At 65.4% G+C, this 17022-nt stretch carries 15 protein-coding genes; 12 read left to right on the top strand and 3 right to left on the bottom strand.

Going from position 1 to position 17022, the window contains the following annotated elements:
• Positions 1-120 precede the first annotated feature (120 nt).
• The 4 genes from V8683_RS10140 to V8683_RS10125 all read left to right on the top strand — a co-directional run bounded on the left by V8683_RS10140 (position 121) and on the right by V8683_RS10125 (position 5027).
• On the top strand, positions 121-1764 hold the full coding sequence (locus V8683_RS10140) for an ABC transporter ATP-binding protein (RefSeq protein WP_411189620.1): 1644 nt from the start codon (positions 121-123) through the stop codon (positions 1762-1764).
• A gap of 62 nt (positions 1765-1826) precedes the next feature.
• Positions 1827-2933: an ABC transporter permease gene (locus V8683_RS10135; RefSeq protein WP_411189619.1), complete on the top strand. Its 1107-nt coding sequence runs from the start codon at positions 1827-1829 to the stop codon at positions 2931-2933.
• A gap of 30 nt (positions 2934-2963) precedes the next feature.
• Positions 2964-3893, top strand: a complete 930-nt coding sequence (locus V8683_RS10130; RefSeq protein ID WP_411189618.1) for an ABC transporter permease — start codon at positions 2964-2966, stop codon at positions 3891-3893.
• A 48-nt stretch (positions 3894-3941) separates the two neighbouring features.
• On the top strand, positions 3942-5027 hold the full coding sequence (locus tag V8683_RS10125) for a BMP family ABC transporter substrate-binding protein (RefSeq protein ID WP_411189617.1): 1086 nt from the start codon (positions 3942-3944) through the stop codon (positions 5025-5027).
• A 116-nt stretch (positions 5028-5143) separates the two neighbouring features.
• Here V8683_RS10125 and V8683_RS10120 read toward each other — a convergent pair whose 3' ends face one another.
• A complete protein-coding gene (locus V8683_RS10120; RefSeq protein WP_027793744.1) occupies positions 5144-5353 on the bottom strand; it encodes a dodecin in 210 nt (69 codons plus the stop codon).
• A 122-nt stretch (positions 5354-5475) separates the two neighbouring features.
• On the opposite strand from V8683_RS10120, the gene V8683_RS10115 reads away from it, so the two are divergent.
• Both V8683_RS10115 and V8683_RS10110 read left to right on the top strand, forming a co-directional pair.
• The gene (locus tag V8683_RS10115; RefSeq protein ID WP_411189616.1) at positions 5476-6381 is read left to right on the top strand and encodes an NAD(P)-dependent oxidoreductase; all 906 of its coding nucleotides are present in this window, start codon (positions 5476-5478) and stop codon (positions 6379-6381) included.
• A 209-nt stretch (positions 6382-6590) separates the two neighbouring features.
• On the top strand, positions 6591-8183 hold the full coding sequence (locus V8683_RS10110) for an ABC-F family ATPase (RefSeq protein ID WP_411189615.1): 1593 nt from the start codon (positions 6591-6593) through the stop codon (positions 8181-8183).
• 86 nt (positions 8184-8269) lie between these two features.
• Here the strand turns inward: V8683_RS10110 and V8683_RS10105 are convergent, their stop codons facing one another.
• Entirely contained in the window at positions 8270-9010 is a 741-nt protein-coding gene (locus V8683_RS10105; protein WP_411189614.1) for a PA3715 family protein, read from the bottom strand.
• 230 nt (positions 9011-9240) lie between these two features.
• Between V8683_RS10105 and V8683_RS10100 the strand changes: the two genes are divergently transcribed.
• On the top strand, positions 9241-10674 hold the full coding sequence (locus tag V8683_RS10100) for an aldehyde dehydrogenase family protein (RefSeq protein ID WP_411189613.1): 1434 nt from the start codon (positions 9241-9243) through the stop codon (positions 10672-10674).
• A gap of 167 nt (positions 10675-10841) precedes the next feature.
• Positions 10842-12032: an NAD(P)H-dependent flavin oxidoreductase gene (locus V8683_RS10095; RefSeq protein WP_411189612.1), complete on the top strand. Its 1191-nt coding sequence runs from the start codon at positions 10842-10844 to the stop codon at positions 12030-12032.
• 133 nt (positions 12033-12165) lie between these two features.
• Here V8683_RS10095 and V8683_RS10090 read toward each other — a convergent pair whose 3' ends face one another.
• A complete protein-coding gene (locus V8683_RS10090) occupies positions 12166-12375 on the bottom strand; it encodes a DUF1289 domain-containing protein (RefSeq protein ID WP_411189611.1) in 210 nt (69 codons plus the stop codon).
• 452 nt (positions 12376-12827) lie between these two features.
• Between V8683_RS10090 and V8683_RS10085 the strand changes: the two genes are divergently transcribed.
• From V8683_RS10085 to V8683_RS10070, 4 genes are all read left to right on the top strand, one after another.
• Positions 12828-13928 carry a polyamine ABC transporter substrate-binding protein gene (locus V8683_RS10085; RefSeq protein ID WP_411189610.1) on the top strand — a complete coding sequence of 367 codons (1101 nt, stop codon included), beginning with the start codon at positions 12828-12830 and terminating at the stop codon, positions 13926-13928.
• Positions 13929-14030: 102 nt separating this feature from the next.
• Positions 14031-15191, top strand: coding sequence for an ABC transporter ATP-binding protein (locus V8683_RS10080; RefSeq protein ID WP_411189609.1), 1161 nt, complete (start codon positions 14031-14033; stop codon positions 15189-15191).
• Entirely contained in the window at positions 15188-16120 is a 933-nt protein-coding gene (locus V8683_RS10075; RefSeq protein WP_411189608.1) for an ABC transporter permease subunit, read from the top strand. The genes V8683_RS10080 and V8683_RS10075 overlap by 4 nt, the downstream gene beginning before the upstream one ends.
• Positions 16117-16935: an ABC transporter permease subunit gene (locus V8683_RS10070; RefSeq protein ID WP_411189607.1), complete on the top strand. Its 819-nt coding sequence runs from the start codon at positions 16117-16119 to the stop codon at positions 16933-16935. The genes V8683_RS10075 and V8683_RS10070 overlap by 4 nt, the downstream gene beginning before the upstream one ends.
• Positions 16936-17022 lie beyond the last annotated feature (87 nt).

The following is a 17022-nucleotide window of genomic DNA, read 5'->3' as shown; positions in this document are numbered from 1 at the left end:
GGCTTACGGGTTATCGTCACCCCGCGCAGTGCCGCTGATGCGGTGCAACAAGGCAGGTCCGCAGTGCCTGGCACGAATGCGGAACACGTAACACCCATAACGTACTACGACGGAACCTCGATGGGCGAATCTTCTACTGGGCAAACTGCGCGGCACAGCACGGGGCAAACGGCGGGCGCGGGCACGCCGGTGCCGCGTCTCGCGCTCTCGGGCATCACGAAGCAGTACCCGGCCGTGCGCGCCAACGACGACGTCACGCTCACGGTCGCGCCCGGCGAGATTCACGCGCTGCTTGGCGAGAATGGCGCGGGCAAGAGCACGCTCATGAAGATCGTCTACGGCGCGGTGCGCCCGGACGCCGGCGAGATCCGCTGGGAAGGGCAACTCGTCGAGATCGCGAGCCCGGCGGCCGCGCGCAAGCTCGGCATCGGCATGGTGTTCCAGCACTTCTCGCTCTTCGAGACGCTGACGGTCGGCGAAAACATCGCGCTCTCGCTCGACGAGCCGTTCGACCTGAAGACGCTCGGCAAGCGCATCCGCGAGGTCTCGGCGCAATACGGACTCGACGTCGACCCGCAGCGTCACGTCCACAGCCTCACGGTGGGCGAACGCCAGCGCGTGGAGATCGTGCGCTGCCTGCTGCAGAACCCGCGCCTCCTGATCATGGACGAGCCGACCTCGGTGCTCACGCCGCAGGCCGTGCGCAAGCTGTTCGGCACGCTGCGCCGGCTCGCGGCGGAGGGTTGCAGCATTCTGTACATCAGCCACAAGCTCGACGAAATCCAGGAGCTCTGCGACACGGCCACGGTGTTGCGCGGTGGCAAGGTGACGGGCAATGTGACGCCGCGCGAAGAGACCCATGCGTCGCTTGCGCGACTGATGGTGGGACACGAGTTGCCCGACTACACGCGCCGCACGCATCAGCCGGGCGAAGTGCTGCTGGACGTGAAGCATCTCTCGATGCCGAGCGACGATCCGTTCGGCACCTCGCTGACCGATGTGTCGTTCGGCGTGCATGCGGGCGAGATCTTCGGCATTGCGGGCGTGTCGGGCAACGGCCAGGCGGAGCTGCTCGCCGCGCTCTCGGGCGAGGCGCAGACCGCGCGCCACGGCGTGGCCGCCGACGCCGTGACGATTTGCGGCAAGCCCGCGGGCCGGCTCTCCGCAGCCGCGCGGCGTGCGCTCGGCTTCGCGTTCGTGCCCGAGGAGCGTCTGGGGCGCGGCGCGGTGCCGGCCATGTCGCTCTCGGAGAACGCCTTGCTCACTGCGTATCGCGAGGGCATGGTGCGTTCCGGGTGGCTCAAGACGGGCGCGATGCGAGCGTTCGCCGAGCGCTGCATCGGCGCGTTCGACGTGCGCTGCGGCGGTCCCGACGCGCTTGCCCAAAGCCTCTCGGGCGGGAATCTGCAGAAGTTCATCGTCGGCCGCGAGATCCTGCAGGCGCCGAAGCTGCTCGTGGTCGCTCAGCCCACATGGGGCGTGGACGTCGGCGCGGCTGCCTTCATCCGGCAGCAGCTCCTCGATCTTTCGGCGCGCGGCGTGGCGATCCTCGTGATCTCCGAGGAACTGGAAGAACTCTTCGACATCTGCGACCGCATCGCGGTGCTCGCGGGCGGGCGGCTCTCGCCCGCGCGGCTCACCGGCGAGACCAATGCCGAGGAGATCGGGCGCTGGATGGCGGGGCTCTTCGGCGAACGCGCGGCTCAAGCAGGCGGCGGCGGGCCGCCGCCCGAGGCCGCGCCAGGACCCGCGGCCCACGCCTGACGCGCGCGGCTCGTCGCATATCGGCAACCCCGAACCACGCTACCCGGATCGACCCCACCATCATGATTTTTCCGTACCGACTCGAAGCCCGAACGGCGCCGTCCCGCACGGTGCGCATTGCCGTGCCGCTGATCGCCGCGCTGCTCACGCTCGCGATCGGCTTCCTGATCTTCGGCCTCGTCGGGCGCGATCCCGTGCAGGCCATGGTCGCCTTCTTCATCGAGCCGCTGTCGAGCGTCAACGGCTGGTCCGAACTGCTGCTCAAGGCCTCGCCGCTGTGCCTCATTGCGCTCGGCCTCGCGGCCGGCTACCGCGCGAACATCTGGAACATCGGCGCGGAAGGGCAGATGGTGCTGGGCGGCATTGCGGCGAGCGGCGTGGCGATCTACTTCGACCAGTCCACGGGCTGGTGGATCCTGTTCCTCATGATGCTCGCCGGCGTGCTGGGCGGCATGGCCTGGGCCGCGATTCCCGCCTGGCTCAAGAGCCGCTTCAACACGAATGAAATCCTCACGAGCCTGATGCTCACCTACGTCGCCACGCAGCTCCTGATCTGGCTCGTGAGCGGCCCGTGGCGCGATCCGAACGGCATGAACTTTCCGCTTTCGGAGATGTTCAGCGGCGACGCGCTCTATCCGACCTTCGGCGGCGACTGGCGCATCCACTGGCTGCGCGGCACGCGCCTGAACGCGTCGATCTTCCTCACGCTCGTGGCCATTCCGCTCGTCTGGCTCTTCATGCGCCGCAGCTTCGCGGGCTACCGCATGAACGTGGGCGGGCTCGCGCCGCTCGCCGCACGCTATGCCGGCTTCTCGGAGAAGAAGACGATCTGGATCTCGCTCCTGCTCTCCGGCGGTCTCGCGGGACTGGCTGGCATGGGCGAGATCGCGGGCCCGATCGGCCAGCTCCAGGCAACGTGGTCGCCGGGCTACGGCTTCACGGCCATCATCGTGGCGTTCGTCGGGCGCCTGCATCCGCTGGGTATCGCGCTGGCCAGCCTCCTGATGGCGCTGCTCTATCTCGGCGGCGAGGCGGTGCAGACTTCGTTGCAGTTGCCGCAGGCGCTTTCGGGCGTGTTCCAGGGGCTGCTGCTGTTCTGCCTGCTCGGCGCCGATCTCTTCGTGAACTACCGCGTGCGCCGCCGTCATGCGGTCGCGGCGGGCCACTGACTCCCGATTTCCGGATTCAAGCAAAACAACATGGATATCCAGCAAGCCAGTTCGCTCGCATCGAGCGCCGTCACCGCCGCCATCCCGCTCATGTTCGCGGGCGTGGGCGAACTCGTCACCGAAAAGTCGGGTGTGCTCAACCTCGGCGTAGAGGGGATGATGCTGATGGGCGCCGTTTCCGGCTACGCCGTTACGACGATCACGGGCAATCCGTGGCTCGGTCTTATCGCCGGGATCGCGGCGGGCATGGCGATGGCGCTGCTCTTCGGCTTTCTCACGCTGACGATGCTCGCGAACCAGGTCGCCACCGGGCTCTCGCTCACGATCTTCGGCGTCGGGCTCTCGGCGTATGTCGGCAAACCTTATAGTTCGGCCGCCAATGCGGCGACCATCGCCGCATGGCCGATTCCCGGGCTCTCGCATCTGCCCGTGCTCGGTCCCGCGCTCTTCAGCAACACGCCCGTCGATTACCTCGCATTCCTCATGTTTGCCGTCGTCGGCTGGTTCCTCTATCGCACGCGCGCGGGGCTCGTGCTGCGCTCGGTCGGCGAGTCGCCGCAGGTCGCCCACTCGGTGGGTTTTCCGGTGATCGGCGTGCGCTACGGCGCGACGCTCTTCGGCGGCGCCATGTCGGGGCTCGCCGGCGGCTACTACTCGATCGTGCAACTGCACCTCTGGCAAGAGCAGATCACGGCCGGCCGCGGCTGGATCGCACTCGCGCTCGTCGTGTTCGCGACGTGGCGGCCGGGACGCCTGCTGATCGGCGCGCTGCTGTTCGGCGCGGTCACGGGCCTGCAGTTCTATGCGCAGGCCGTGGGCGTGCCGGTGCCGACGCAGTTTCTCGCGATGCTGCCGTACGTGGCGACCATCGTCGTGCTCGTGCTTATTTCTCGCAATCCGAACACGATCCGGCTCAATGCGCCGGCTTCGCTCGGCAAGCCGTTCTTCGGGGCCGCCTAGGCGGGGCCGCATAACCCTAGTTTTCCCATCCACGACAGGAGATCCACGATGCAAAAAACCATCCTGACCGCCTTTGCCGTCGCCGCCGCGTGCGCCACGGCGACGCTCGTCGCGCCGGCGCAGGCCGCCGACGTGCCGGGCGTCGCGTTCGTCTATCTCGGCAATCCGGGCGATGCCGGCTGGACCTACGCGCACGATCAGGGCTCCAAGATGGCCGAGGCGAAGTTCGGCGACAAGATCAAGATCACGCGTATCGAGAACGTGCCCGAGTCGGCCGACTCCGAGCGCGTGTTCCGCGATCTGGCGAGCAAGGGCAACAAGATCATCTTCGGTTCGAGCTTCGGCTATCAGGACTTCGAGCTGAAGGTGGCGAAGGACTTCCCCGACACCGTGTTCCTGCACGCGACGGGCTACAAGAAGGCGCCGAACTTCGGCACCTATGACGTGCGTATGTACCAGGGCGCCTATCTCGCGGGCGTCGCGGCCGGCTATGCGACGAAGACGAACACGCTCGGCTTCGTGGCTTCGGTGCCGATTCCCGAGGTGGTGCGCAACATCAACGCGTATACGCTCGGCGCGCGCTCGGTGAATCCGAAGGTCCACACGAAGGTCATCTGGATCAACAGTTGGTTCGATCCGGGCAAGGAGAAGCAGGCGGCCGAGACGCTGATCGGCCAGGGCGCCGACGTGCTGCTGCAGAACACCGATTCGAGCGCGACGCTCGCGACGGCTGAAGAGAAGCACGTCCACGCGTTCGGCTGGGACTCGAACATGGCGAAATTCGGTCCGCATGCGCATCTGGGCTCGGTGGAGGGCAACTGGGGCGTGTACTACGTGGCCGCGATCCAGCAGGTGCTGGACGGCAAGTGGAAGAACGACCCGGTGTGGTGGGGCATTCCGCAGAAGGCTGTCGATCTGGGCGATGTGAACACGACCGAACTCTCCGCCGACGCCGTGAAGGCCGTCGCCGCGAAGCGCGAGGCGATCGCAAGCGGCAAGTGGGATGTCTTCACGGGCCCGATCAAGGACCAGACGGGCGCCGTCAAGGTGCCGGCCGGCAAGGCGCTGACCGACCCGGAATTGCAACGCCTGAACTGGTACGTGGAAGGCGTGGACGGTTCGCTGCCGAAGTAAGTTCTGCGGACGTCGGCAGGCACCGCGCGGCCGCGCAAAGCCTTCGGGCTTGCGCGGCCGCTTTGTCTGTATCGGGCGGATGTCTGTCGTGCGAGGGCAGCCGGGCGCGACGTGCATCAATCGTCGATGCGCAGCCCCACCTTGATCGTGACCTGCCAGCGCGTGATCTTGTCGTCCTCGATGAGGCCGCGCGTCTCCGTCACCTCGAACCAGTGCAGGTGGCGCAGCGTCTTCGAGGCGCGCGCGATCGCGCAACGAACGGCGTCGTCGCTCGATTCCGTGGACGATCCGGTGAGTTCGATCTGCTTGTAGACGTGGTCGTTCATCGCGGTGTCTCCTCGCGGCGGGTTAAGGTGGGTATCAGTCGAGTATAGGCAATCGCGGGCCGGTATCATGGCGCTCCGGCGCGCAGGCAAGCGGCCAGCGAAGCAGAGGAGACAGCGAAACGATGGACAGGCAGGAACTGGGATTTTGCGGACCGGGGCTGATGGGCGCGCCGATGATCCGCCATCTGCTGCGCGCGGGCCACGCGGTGCGGGTCTGGAACCGGACGCCCGCGAAGGCCGAGGCGCTGGCTGCCGACGGCGCGCGGGTCGCGGCCACGCCGCGCGAGATGGCGCAGGTCGCCGACGTCGTGCTGCTGTGCGTGGCCGACGCCGCGGCGGTCGAATCCGTGGTGTTCGGCCCGGGCGGGCTGCTCGACGAGCGCGCTGGCCCGGCCGGGCGCCCGCGTGTGCGCCGCATCGTCGATCATTCGAGCATTCCGCCGGAGGCCACGCGCGCGCTTGCGGCGCGGGCGGCGGCGCTCGGCGTGGGCTGGGTCGACGCGCCGGTTTCCGGCGGCGTGGGCGGTGCCCAGGCCGGCACCCTCGCGATCATGGCGGGCGGCGCGGAGGCCGACGTCGCGGCCGTGGCGCCGATCCTCGCCGCCTACGCGGCGCGCGTGACCCACATGGGCGCCGTGGGCACGGGCCAGACGACCAAGCTTTGCAATCAGGCGATCGTCACGGCGACGGTGGCCGCCATTGCCGAGGCCGTGAGCCTCGCGCGGCGCAGCGGCATCGACGCCGCGAAGCTGCCCGAGGCGCTCGCGGGCGGCTGGGCCGACTCGGTCCTGCTGCGTACCTTCGTGCCGCGCATGACGCAGGACGGGCTCGCACCGATCGGCGCGCTGAAGACGTTCCAGAAGGACGTGGATACGGTGGCCGCCGCTGCCCAGCAAACCGGCACACCGATGCCGGTTTCCGGCACGGTCCAGCAACTCCTGCGGCTCAGCGCGGCAATGGGGCTCGGGGAGGCCGACTTCTCGGGTTTCATCGACGTGTTGCAGACGCCACGTGTCGGCCAGCCTTAGCGCTTTAGCGCTTAGGCTGGCCCCACCCCCGAAGGGGGCAGCATGCCGCAGTGACGGGCGAGGGGCACGAGCGGCCGGACGCGATCCGACCCCGGGCCACGCTCCGAGCCGCCGCCGGCCGTGCTCCCGCGCCGGCTGGCACTCGCCCGCGAACTGACATAACCTGATAAAATTACAGGTTTTTCTCGCTCTACTTTCCGGGACGCGCTGTGCTCTCTACCGCCAACATCACCATGCAATTCGGGCCGAAGCCCTTGTTCGAGAACATCTCGGTCAAATTCGGCGAAGGCAACCGCTATGGCCTGATCGGCGCGAACGGTTGCGGCAAGTCCACGTTCATGAAGATCCTGGGCAGCGACCTCGAGCAGAGCTCGGGCAACGTCATCCTGGAGCCGAACGTGCGTCTGGGCAAGCTGCGCCAGGACCAGTTCGCGTATGAAGACGTGCGCGTGCTCGACGTCGTCATGATGGGCCACACCGAAATGTGGGCCGCGATGACCGAACGCGACGCGATCTACGCGAACCCCGAGGCGACCGACGACGACTACATGCATGCCGCCGAGCTGGAGACGAAGTTCGCCGAGTACGACGGCTATACGGCCGAGGCGCGGGCGGGCGAGCTGCTGCTCGGCATCGGCATCGGCACGGAATTCCATCAAGGCTCGATGAGCGCCGTGGCGCCGGGCTGGAAGCTGCGCGTGCTGCTCGCGCAGGCGCTATTCTCGAAGCCGGACGTGCTGCTGCTCGACGAGCCGACCAACAACCTCGACATCAACTCGATCCGCTGGCTGGAAGATGTTCTGAACGAGTACAACTCGACCATGATCATCATTTCCCACGATCGACACTTCCTGAACCAGGTCTGCACGCACATGGCGGACATGGACTACGGCACGCTGAAGGTCTACCCGGGCAACTACGACGACTACATGCTCGCTTCGGCGCAGGCGCGCGAGCGCCAGGCCGCGGCGAACGCGAAGGCGAAGGAGCGCGTGGCCGACCTGCAGGACTTCGTGCGCCGCTTCTCGGCGAACAAGTCGAAGGCGCGCCAGGCCACCAGCCGTCTGAAGATGATCGACAAGATCAAGATCGAGGAATTCAAGCCCTCGTCGCGCCAGAACCCGTTCATCCGTTTCGAGTTCGAGAAGAAGCTGCACAACATCGTCGTGGTGGCGGAAGAGATCACGAAAACGTACGAGCGCCGCATCTTCAACAAGTTCAGCCTCAGCGTGCAGCCGGGCGAGCGCATCGCGATCATCGGCGAGAACGGCGCGGGCAAGACGACGCTGCTGCGCTCGCTGCTCGGCAACCTCGCGGTCGATAACGGCACGGTGAAGTGGGCAGAAAACGCGAACATCGGCTACATGCCGCAGGATACGTACGAAGAGTTTCCGGCCGACGTCACGCTGATGGACTGGATCGACCAGTACCGTCAGGAAGGCGACGACGAACAGTCCGTGCGCGGCACGCTGGGCCGTCTGCTCTTCAATGCCGACGACATCAAGAAATCGGTGAAGGTGCTTTCGGGGGGCGAGAAGGGCCGCATGATCTGGGGCAAGCTGATGCTGGGCCGCCACAACGTGCTGCTGATGGACGAGCCGACCAACCACATGGACATGGAATCGATCGAGTCGCTGCAGATCGCGCTCGAAAAATTCGAAGGCACGCTGGTTTTCGTGTCGCACGACCGCGAGTTCGTGAACGGCCTGGCCAATCGCATCATCGAGGTCAAGACCGACGGCAAGATCAACGATTACAGCGGCAACTACGAGGACTTCCTTGCGAGCCAGGGGCTGCATTGAGTTCCGATCTCTGATCGAAGCGTGAAATGAAAACGGGGCGACGCATCAAGCGTCGCCCGTTTTTTTTGGAGCGCGGCGCGGGACGTTCAGTCGGTGTACTGCATGTCCTTGGGCAGGTCGTATTTGCCATTGCGGTACTCCAGCGTGAAGCTCGTGCGTTTTGCCGCCTTCGTGTCGTCCTTGCAATCGCCGTTGCGGACCGTGTTGACGGTATCGGAGGACTTCTCCGTGCCCTTCAGCGCCGCGTAGCCTTCTTTGCCTGCGGGACCGAGGTCGAGTGTGCGCGTCGTATTGTTGAACGTGCCGGCGCAGTTGCCGTCCCAATCGCCGCCCGAGTTTTCCACGATCAGACGATCGAGGACCGTACGCAGGCTTTGACCGTCGACCACGTACAGACTCAGTGCCGTTTGCTCGAACGGAGCGATGCGCGATGGGCCTTCGTGCGTCACGCGCACACCGAATGCGCGGTTCTGCGGCGTAAGTTGATAGCGCGCCGTGTCGAGCGCCAGACCGGAAAATCGAACGGCGTCATAGGAAATTGCCGACTGCTGGAACTGATGCGCGACGATCGCGCCTGTTGCCGTGTCGGCGACCAGGACTTCGAGGTCGTCGGTGCCTTCGTCGTCGCTGTTGTCTTTCTGCGGCAACGGCAATGCTGCGATCGTCAGCGCCTCATTGGCGGGCCAGACCTTGCACGCTGCGTGATCCGCATCGAGCGTGCGGCCCGGATGCAGTTGCGCGGTCCACTTCTGGAGGTTGTTCTCGCAGCCGGCGTGGGCGAACAGCGGCGCAAGGCCAGCAACGAGGCAGAACAGGGTGCGTTTCATGAAGCTCGAAAGTGGGTGACTGAGGGCGTCAGTATAAGGGTGCGACCAGAACGGGCATTCGAATCTGCGCAATACCTTCCGTATGCGTCAACCACGCTAGAATGTGGGACCGCCGCGTCCGGGTCGCAAGTCGCGAAGATTGACGCCAGGACGCCCCGACACGGAGCGTTGCATGAGACGGCAGTAAGCGCCAAAGCGCAAGCCGCCGTCGACAGACAGGAGACACACGCATGAACCAGTTCGACCAGCTCTATATCAACGGCCAATGGGTCGCGCCGCACGGCAAGGGCACGATCGACGTTTACGATTCGGGCACCGAGGCCGTCATGGGCCGCATTCCCGAAGGCGACGAAGCCGATGCCGAAGCCGCCATCGCGGCCGCGCGCGCCGCCTTCGACGGCTGGGCCGCAACGCCCGCCGTGGAGCGCGGCGCGATTCTGCAAAAGATCGCCGACAACCTCAAAGCCCGCACCGACCAGCTCGCGCAACTCATCGCAGGCGAAGTGGGCATGCCGCTCAAGCTCGCGCGTGCGATCCAGGTGGGCGGCCCCGTCTATAACTGGGGTGCTTACGCGAAGCTCGCAAGCGAGTTCCAGTACGAGGAGCGCGTGGGCAACTCGCTCGTCGTGCGCGAGCCGGTGGGCGTGGTCGCGGCCATCACGCCGTGGAACTATCCGCTCAACCAGATCACGCTCAAGGTCGCGGCCGCGCTCGCCGCTGGCTGCACCGTCGTGCTCAAGCCGTCCGAGATCGCGCCGCTCAATGCTTTCGTGCTTGCCGAAGCGATCGACGAAGCGGGCCTGCCCGCCGGGGTGTTCAACCTCGTGACCGGCTACGGCCCGGTGGTCGGCGAGCTGATGGCGCGCCACCCGCAGGTCGACATGGTTTCGTTCACGGGCTCGACGCGCGCGGGCAAGCGCGTCTCCGAGGTGGCTTCTGCGACGGTCAAGCGCGTGGCGCTCGAATTGGGCGGCAAGTCGGCCTCGGTCGTGCTCGACGACGCCGACCTCGCGGCGGCGGTGAAGGGTACCGTGGGCGCGTGCTTCCTGAATTCGGGGCAAACCTGCTCGGCGCACACGCGCATGATCGTGCCCGAGTCGCGCTACGAGGAAGCGCGCGCGCTTGCGAAAGAAGCCGTCGAGGCCTACACCGTGGGCGATCCGCGCGACGAGAAGGCGAAGCTCGGCCCGCTCGCCTCGAAGGTCCAGCAGGAGCGCGTGCAGCACTACATCGAGCGCGGCATCGACGACGGCGCCGACCTCGTAACGGGCGGCACGGGCTTGCCCGATGGAGTGACGAAGGGCTTCTTCGTGAAGCCCACCGTGTTCGGTCGCGTGCCGCGCGACGCGGCCATCGCGCAGGAGGAAATTTTCGGACCGGTGCTTACGATCCTCACGGCAAAGAACGAAGACGACGCCGTGGCCATCGCCAACGATTCGCTCTACGGACTCGGCGGCGCGGTCTGGGCGGGCAGCGACGAGCGCGCCATGCGCGTGGCGCGGCGCATTCGCACCGGTCAGATCGACATCAACGGCGGCACGTGGAACATGGCGGCGCCGTTTGGCGGCTTCAAGCAGTCGGGACACGGCCGCGAAAATGGCGTGTACGGGCTCGAAGAATATCTCGAATACAAGTCGATGCAGTTCAAGGCACTGAAAGCCTGAGTCCAGCAGATTTTGGCGGCGCCGCAAATAGTTTCGCGCGGTGCGTTGATTGATGTCATGAATGCGGTCACCTTGGCGGATGACCGCATTTTTTATTGATATGGCGCAAGCTCGTCTGTCGGCGGCGCGCGACTATTGATGGTTTGTAACCAACAACGCAGGTCACCATGTTTCCAGCTCATTCGTTCGCGCCACTCACGATTCGAGGCCGCCGGCTTTTGCCTGTCGTACAGGGCGGCATGGGGGTCGGCATCTCGGCGCATCGCCTTGCGGGCAGCGTCGCCCGCGAAGGCGCGCTCGGCACCATCGCCAGCATCGATCTGCGCCACCATCACGCCGATCTGATCGAAGCCTGCCGGGCCCATCCCGACCACGATACGCTCGCGCGCGCGAACCTCACCGCGCTGGCCCGCGAGATCGCCGCGGCGCGCAAGCTGAGCGGCGGTAACGGCATGATTGCGGTCAATGTCATGAAAGCGGTCAGCGCCCACGCGGACTACGTCCGCGTCGCCTGCGAGCAGGGCGCCGATGCGATCGTGATGGGCGCCGGCCTGCCTCTCGATCTGCCGGACCTCACGCAGGGCGTCGATATCGCGCTGGTCCCGATCCTGTCCGACGCGCGCGGCGTCGCGCTCGTGCTCAAGAAGTGGATGAAGAAAGGCCGCCTGCCCGATGCCATCGTCATCGAGCATCCGGCGCATGCGGGCGGCCACCTGGGGGTGACCGACATCGGCGACATGGGCAGCGAGCGCTTTTCGTTCGAGGCTATCTTCGCCGAACTCGAAGGCGTGTACGCGTCGCTCGGCATCGGCCGGGCAGACGTGCCGCTGATCGTGGCGGGCGGCGTGAATAGCCACGAGGCCGTGCGCAGGTGGCTCGAGGCCGGCGCGAACGGTGTCCAGGTGGGCACGCCGTTCGCCGTGACGGAAGAGGGCGACGCGCATCCCGACTTCAAGCGCGTGCTCGCGGATGCGAAACCCGAGGACATCGTCGAATTCGTGAGCGTAACGGGCTTGCCCGCGCGCGCGGTGACGACACCGTGGCTCCAGCGCTACCTGCGCAACGAGTCGCGCGTGCGCGCGAAGATCGGCTCGCTCAAGCTGGCATGCCCCACGGGGCTCGAATGCTTGTCCGTGTGCGGCTTGCGCGACGGCATCGAAAAATTCGGGCACTTCTGTATCGATACGCGTCTTGCCGCGGCTTTGCGCGGCGATATTGCGAATGGGCTCTTCTTTCGCGGCCGTGAAGCGTTACCGTTTGGGAACGCGATCCGCAGCGTAAGGGATCTTCTGGAACTGCTTCTGACCGGCGTGGCGCGGCCGGCGGTTGCGCACCGGGCGGCTTTTGCCCTGAGTTGACGGGCAGCAACGTCGCGATGGAACGCCGGATCGGCAATTCGCCGGTCTGATAAACAGTGGTTTGAGTTGTAGGGTCAATCCGGAAGACGCCGGTTCGTCGCGAGCCGGCGTTCTTCTTTATGGCGCAAGGAAATCAGGCCCGGTCCGGGTCCTTGTGGAAGCGCATGGCGGTGCCTTCGCGCTCGATGCGCGTCCAGACCGCGCGCTTTTCCTCGTCGGTCAGGAAGACCCAGTTGGAGACTTCCATGGCCGTGCGTCCGCAGCCTTTGCAGACTTCGTCGAAGAGGGTCGAGCACACACCGATGCACGGGCTGTCGGGGAGGTCGTGGAGATTGGATGCCATCGATGGAGCCTTGGGGCGCGAGCGGCAGCCAATCGCGCCGTCCGCGGATAAAAAACCTCGCTATGTTATCCCATCCGACAGCCCATCCCGTCGTTCCGACAGACCTCCGCAGACGTTGTAAGGTTTTGTCAGGGAAAACGATCCGGCGCGCATCGATCCGGCGCCCGGACACTCGCCCCGGCCGCCCGGCGGCGGCTTGTGGCGGCAGGCGTCGCACGGAAACAGCACGCACGGTTTTTTTGGTAGACACGCGCGCAGAACCGGCTAAAATTGCGCGCGATTTGTCATCGGACAACATCGGCCCGGCCTGTCCCGTTTGTGCGACAGGCTGGCGTTTTTTTTGTCGTCCGACATGATTGGTGGTAGGTTTCGGGAAGCTTAGGGGAGCCGCCCCACGTGCGGCATGACACGAAGCAGGCGGCCGGCAGGGACCGGCGAGGACGGAGAACGGAATGAAGAAAAAGGTGGTGGCACGACTGGCCGCGCTGGTGCTTTGCGCGGCGCCGTGGGTGGCGTCGGTGGCGAAAGACACGCAACTGAACGTCTACAACTGGTCCGATTACATCGCCTCCGACACGATTCCGAACTTCACGAAGCAGACCGGCATCAAGGTCAAGTACGACAACTACGACAGCGACGACACGCTGCAGGCCAAGCTCCTCGCGGGCAACTCGGGCTACGACATCGTCGTGCCGACCAGCAACTATGCGGGCAAGCAGATTGCCGCCGGCATCTTCGCGCCGCTCGACAAGTCGAAGCTCCCCAACCTCAAATATCTCGATCCGCAACTGATGTCGCTGATCGCCGGCGCGGATCCGGGCAACAAGTTCGTGGTGCCCTGGGCGTACGGCACGACCGGCCTCGCGTACAACGTGACGAAGGCGCAGCAACTGCTCGGCAAGAACGTGCCGCTCGACAACTGGGACATCCTCTTCAAGCCCGAGTACCTCTCGAAGCTGAAAACCTGCGGCGTCTCGGTGCTCGACGCGCCGGACCAGATGTTCGCGGCCGCGCTGCACTATATCGGCAAGGATCCGATGTCGACGAACCCGGACGACTATCGCGCCGCGCTCGCGATGATGAAGAAGATCCGTCCGTACATCACGCAGTTCAACTCGTCGGGCTATATCAACGACCTCGCGGGCGGCGACATCTGCTTCGCCTACGGCTGGTCGGGCGACGTCGTGATCGCCAAGCACCGCGCGATGGACGCGAAGAAGCCGTACCAGATCGAGTACTACATTCCGAAGGGCGGCGCGCCGATCTGGTTCGACGTGATGGCGATCCCGAAGGACGCGCCGGACAAGGAAGCGGCCCTCGAGTGGATCAACTACATCGAAACGCCGCAGGTACACGCGGCGATCACGAATGCCGTCTATTACCCGAGTGCCAATGCGGAAGCGCGCAAATACGTGAGCAAGGACATCGCGAACGACCCGGCGGTCTATCCGCCGCCCGAGGTCCTGAAGACGCTGTTCCTGCTCAAGCCGCTGCCGCCTGAGATTCAGCGCCTGCAGACGCGCCTGTGGACCGAGTTCAAGTCGGGCCGCTAAAGCAGGCGGCGCAGGACTGATGCGTTACCCCGAGCCCTCGGCAGGTTGCCGGGGGCTTTGTTCGTCAACCCCGTCCATCGACCAGGCAGGGCAGAGAGAATCATGAGTGACCAGTCGAGCGCACCGGCAACCACCGGCGTGCCGCCTTCGGGCTTTTCCGCGTCGACCGCCGCCGCAGACAACTTCGTGCAGGTGATCGACGTCGTCAAGAAGTTCGGCGAAACGGCGGCCGTCAAGGGCGTCAACCTGTCGGTCAAGAAGGGCGAGCTGTTCGCGCTGCTCGGCAGCTCGGGCTGCGGCAAGTCCACGCTGCTGCGCATGCTGGCCGGCCTCGAAACCGTCACGTCGGGCAAGATCCTGATCGATGGCGAGGACCTCGCCGCGTTGCCGCCGTATCGCCGGCCGGTCAACATGATGTTCCAGTCCTACGCGCTGTTCCCGCACATGACGGTCGAGTCGAACGTCGGCTTCGGGCTGCGCCAGGAAGGCGTGAAGAAGGCCGAACTGCAGGAGCGCGTGGCCACGGCGCTCGAACTCGTGCAGATGTCGCGCTATGCGAAGCGCAAGCCGCATCAGCTCTCGGGCGGCCAGCAGCAGCGGGTCGCGCTCGCGCGCTCGCTCGTCAAGCGCCCGAAGCTGCTCCTGCTCGACGAACCGATGTCGGCGCTCGACAAGCAGATTCGCCAGCGCACGCAGATCGAACTCGTCAACATTCTCGACAAGGTCGGCGTCACCTGCATCATGGTCACGCACGACCAGGAAGAGGCGATGACGATGGCGGGGCGACTCGCCGTGATGAGCGAGGGCGAGATCATCCAGCTCGGCACGCCGAACGAGGTGTACGAGTATCCGAACACGCGCTTCTCGGCGGAGTTCATCGGCTCGACCAATCTGTTCGACGGCAACGTCGTCGAGGACGAACCGGATCACGTCTATGTCGAGTCGTCGGACCTCTCCACGCGTCTCTACGTGAGCCATGGCATCAGCGGGCCGCTCGGCATGCCCGTCACGATTTCGGTGCGGCCCGAGCGCATCGCGCTCACGCGCAAGCCGCCCGAGGGCGCGTTCAACTGGGGCCACGGCGTGATCATGAACGTCGCGTACATGGGCGGCTACTCGCTCTATCACGTCAAGCTCGACTCGGGCAAGACCGTGGTCGCGAACGTATCGAGCCTCGCGATCTCCGAAATCGAGTCGCCGGGGTGGGGCGACGAAGTGTATGTGCGCTGGAGCGCGTCGGCCGGCGTGGTGCTGACGTCATGAACGCGGCGCTCAGGAAAATTGCGAGCTGGCCGGTCAGGCGCTTCAATCTGACCGGCAGCACAGCCGTCGTGGCGGGGCCGTTCTTCTGGCTCGTGCTGTTCTTCCTCGTGCCGTTCATCTTGGTCGTGAAGATCAGCTTCGCGGACCAGCAGCTCGGCATTCCGCCCTATACGGAACTCACGTCGTTTGCCGACGGCGTGCTGCACGTCGCGCTCGACCTGTCGCACTACGCGTTCCTGTTCCAGGACAGCCTGTACTTCGCGACCTATGTGAACTCGGTGGTCGTGGCGGCGATTTCGACGCTGCTGTGCCTGCTGATCGGCTATCCGATGGCGTATTACATCGCGCGCTCGAATCCGGCCACGCGCAACATCCTCATGATGGGCGTGATGCTGCCGTTCTGGACCTCGTTCCTGATTCGCGTGTACGCCTGGATCGGCATTCTCAAGAACAACGGACTGCTCAATAATTTCCTGATGTCGGTCGGGCTCATCCATACGCCCATCGAGCTCTATCACACGAACACGGCCGTTTATATCGGCATGGTCTATTCGTATCTGCCGTTCCTCGTGATGCCGCTCTATGCGCACCTCGTGAAGATGGACCTGACGCTGCTCGAAGCCGCCTACGACCTCGGCGCGAAACCGTGGCGCGCGTTCCTCGAGATCACGCTGCCGCTTTCGAAGAACGGCGTGATCGCGGGCTGTCTGCTCGTGTTCATCCCGGCGGTGGGCGAGTACGTGATTCCGGAATTGCTGGGCGGCGCGAACACGCTGATGATCGGCCGCGTCATGTGGAACGAGTTCTTCGACAACGCCGACTGGCCGATGGCCTCTGCCGTGACCTGTGCGATGGTGCTGCTGCTGCTCGTGCCGATGGCGCTGTTCCAGCACTACCAGGCCAAGGAACTGGAGGGCCGCGGCCGATGAAACCCAATCGCATTCTGCAGTGCATCGCGCTGGGGATCGGCTTTGCGTTCCTCTACATCCCGATCATCAGCCTGGTCGTCTACTCGTTCAACGAGTCGCAGCTCGTGACGGTCTGGACGCGCTTCTCGACGAAGTGGTATCAGGCGCTGCTGTCCGACGACGAGCTCATCACGGCCGCGTGGCTCTCGCTCAAGATCGGTTTGATGACGGCGTTCGCCTCGGTCGCGATCGGCACGTGGGCGGGCTATGTGCTCGCGCGCATGGGGCGCTTTCGCGGTTTCACGCTGTACACGGGCATGATCAACGCGCCGCTCGTGATTCCCGAGGTGATCCAGGGCATCTCGCTCCTGCTGCTCTTCGTGGAAATGGGCAAGCTTCTCGGCTGGCCGGCCGGACGCGGCGTGTTCACGATCTGGATCGGCCACGTGATGTTGTGTATCTCGTACGTCGCGATCATCGTGCAGTCGCGCGTGAAGGATCTCAATCCCTCGCTCGAAGAGGCTGCGCTCGATCTCGGCGCGACGCCGCTCAAGGTGTTCTTCGCCATCACGCTGCCGCTGATCTCGCAGGCGCTCGCCGCCGGCTGGCTGCTCTCGTTCACGCTCTCGATCGACGACCTCGTGCTCTCGGCCTTCCTCTCGGGCCCCGGCTCGACGACGCTGCCGCTCGTGGTGTTCTCGCGCGTGCGGCTTGGCCTGAATCCGGAGATGAACGCCCTCGCCACGCTGTTCATCGCGGTCGTGACGATCGGTGTGATTTTCGGCAACTACTTCATGCAGCGCGCCGAGCGCAAGCGCATGGCGATGGCCGTCTGAGCATCGGCGCTTCTCCGGTGCCGCGAAACGGCGCGCGGGCAGGTTCTGCCGCGCGCCGTTTTCTTTCGTTGCCGCGAAAAACGCCCC

It is taken from the genome of Paraburkholderia sp. AV2, assembly GCF_054968425.1.
This window is presented reverse-complemented; position numbering and strand designations above follow the sequence as displayed.

Coding starts and splice junctions, on each gene's coding strand:
- V8683_RS10140 (WP_411189620.1), top strand. CDS start 121: ATGGGCGAATCTTCTACTGGGCAAACTGCGCGGCACAGCACGGGGCAA.
- V8683_RS10135 (WP_411189619.1), top strand. CDS start 1,827: ATGATTTTTCCGTACCGACTCGAAGCCCGAACGGCGCCGTCCCGCACG.
- V8683_RS10130 (WP_411189618.1), top strand. CDS start 2,964: ATGGATATCCAGCAAGCCAGTTCGCTCGCATCGAGCGCCGTCACCGCC.
- V8683_RS10125 (WP_411189617.1), top strand. CDS start 3,942: ATGCAAAAAACCATCCTGACCGCCTTTGCCGTCGCCGCCGCGTGCGCC.
- V8683_RS10120 (WP_027793744.1), bottom strand. CDS start 5,353: ATGAACGACCACGTCTACAAGCAGATCGAACTCACCGGATCGTCCACG.
- V8683_RS10115 (WP_411189616.1), top strand. CDS start 5,476: ATGGACAGGCAGGAACTGGGATTTTGCGGACCGGGGCTGATGGGCGCG.
- V8683_RS10105 (WP_411189614.1), bottom strand. CDS start 9,010: ATGAAACGCACCCTGTTCTGCCTCGTTGCTGGCCTTGCGCCGCTGTTC.
- V8683_RS10100 (WP_411189613.1), top strand. CDS start 9,241: ATGAACCAGTTCGACCAGCTCTATATCAACGGCCAATGGGTCGCGCCG.
- V8683_RS10095 (WP_411189612.1), top strand. CDS start 10,842: ATGTTTCCAGCTCATTCGTTCGCGCCACTCACGATTCGAGGCCGCCGG.
- V8683_RS10090 (WP_411189611.1), bottom strand. CDS start 12,375: ATGGCATCCAATCTCCACGACCTCCCCGACAGCCCGTGCATCGGTGTG.
- V8683_RS10085 (WP_411189610.1), top strand. CDS start 12,828: ATGAAGAAAAAGGTGGTGGCACGACTGGCCGCGCTGGTGCTTTGCGCG.
- V8683_RS10080 (WP_411189609.1), top strand. CDS start 14,031: ATGAGTGACCAGTCGAGCGCACCGGCAACCACCGGCGTGCCGCCTTCG.
- V8683_RS10075 (WP_411189608.1), top strand. CDS start 15,188: ATGAACGCGGCGCTCAGGAAAATTGCGAGCTGGCCGGTCAGGCGCTTC.
- V8683_RS10070 (WP_411189607.1), top strand. CDS start 16,117: ATGAAACCCAATCGCATTCTGCAGTGCATCGCGCTGGGGATCGGCTTT.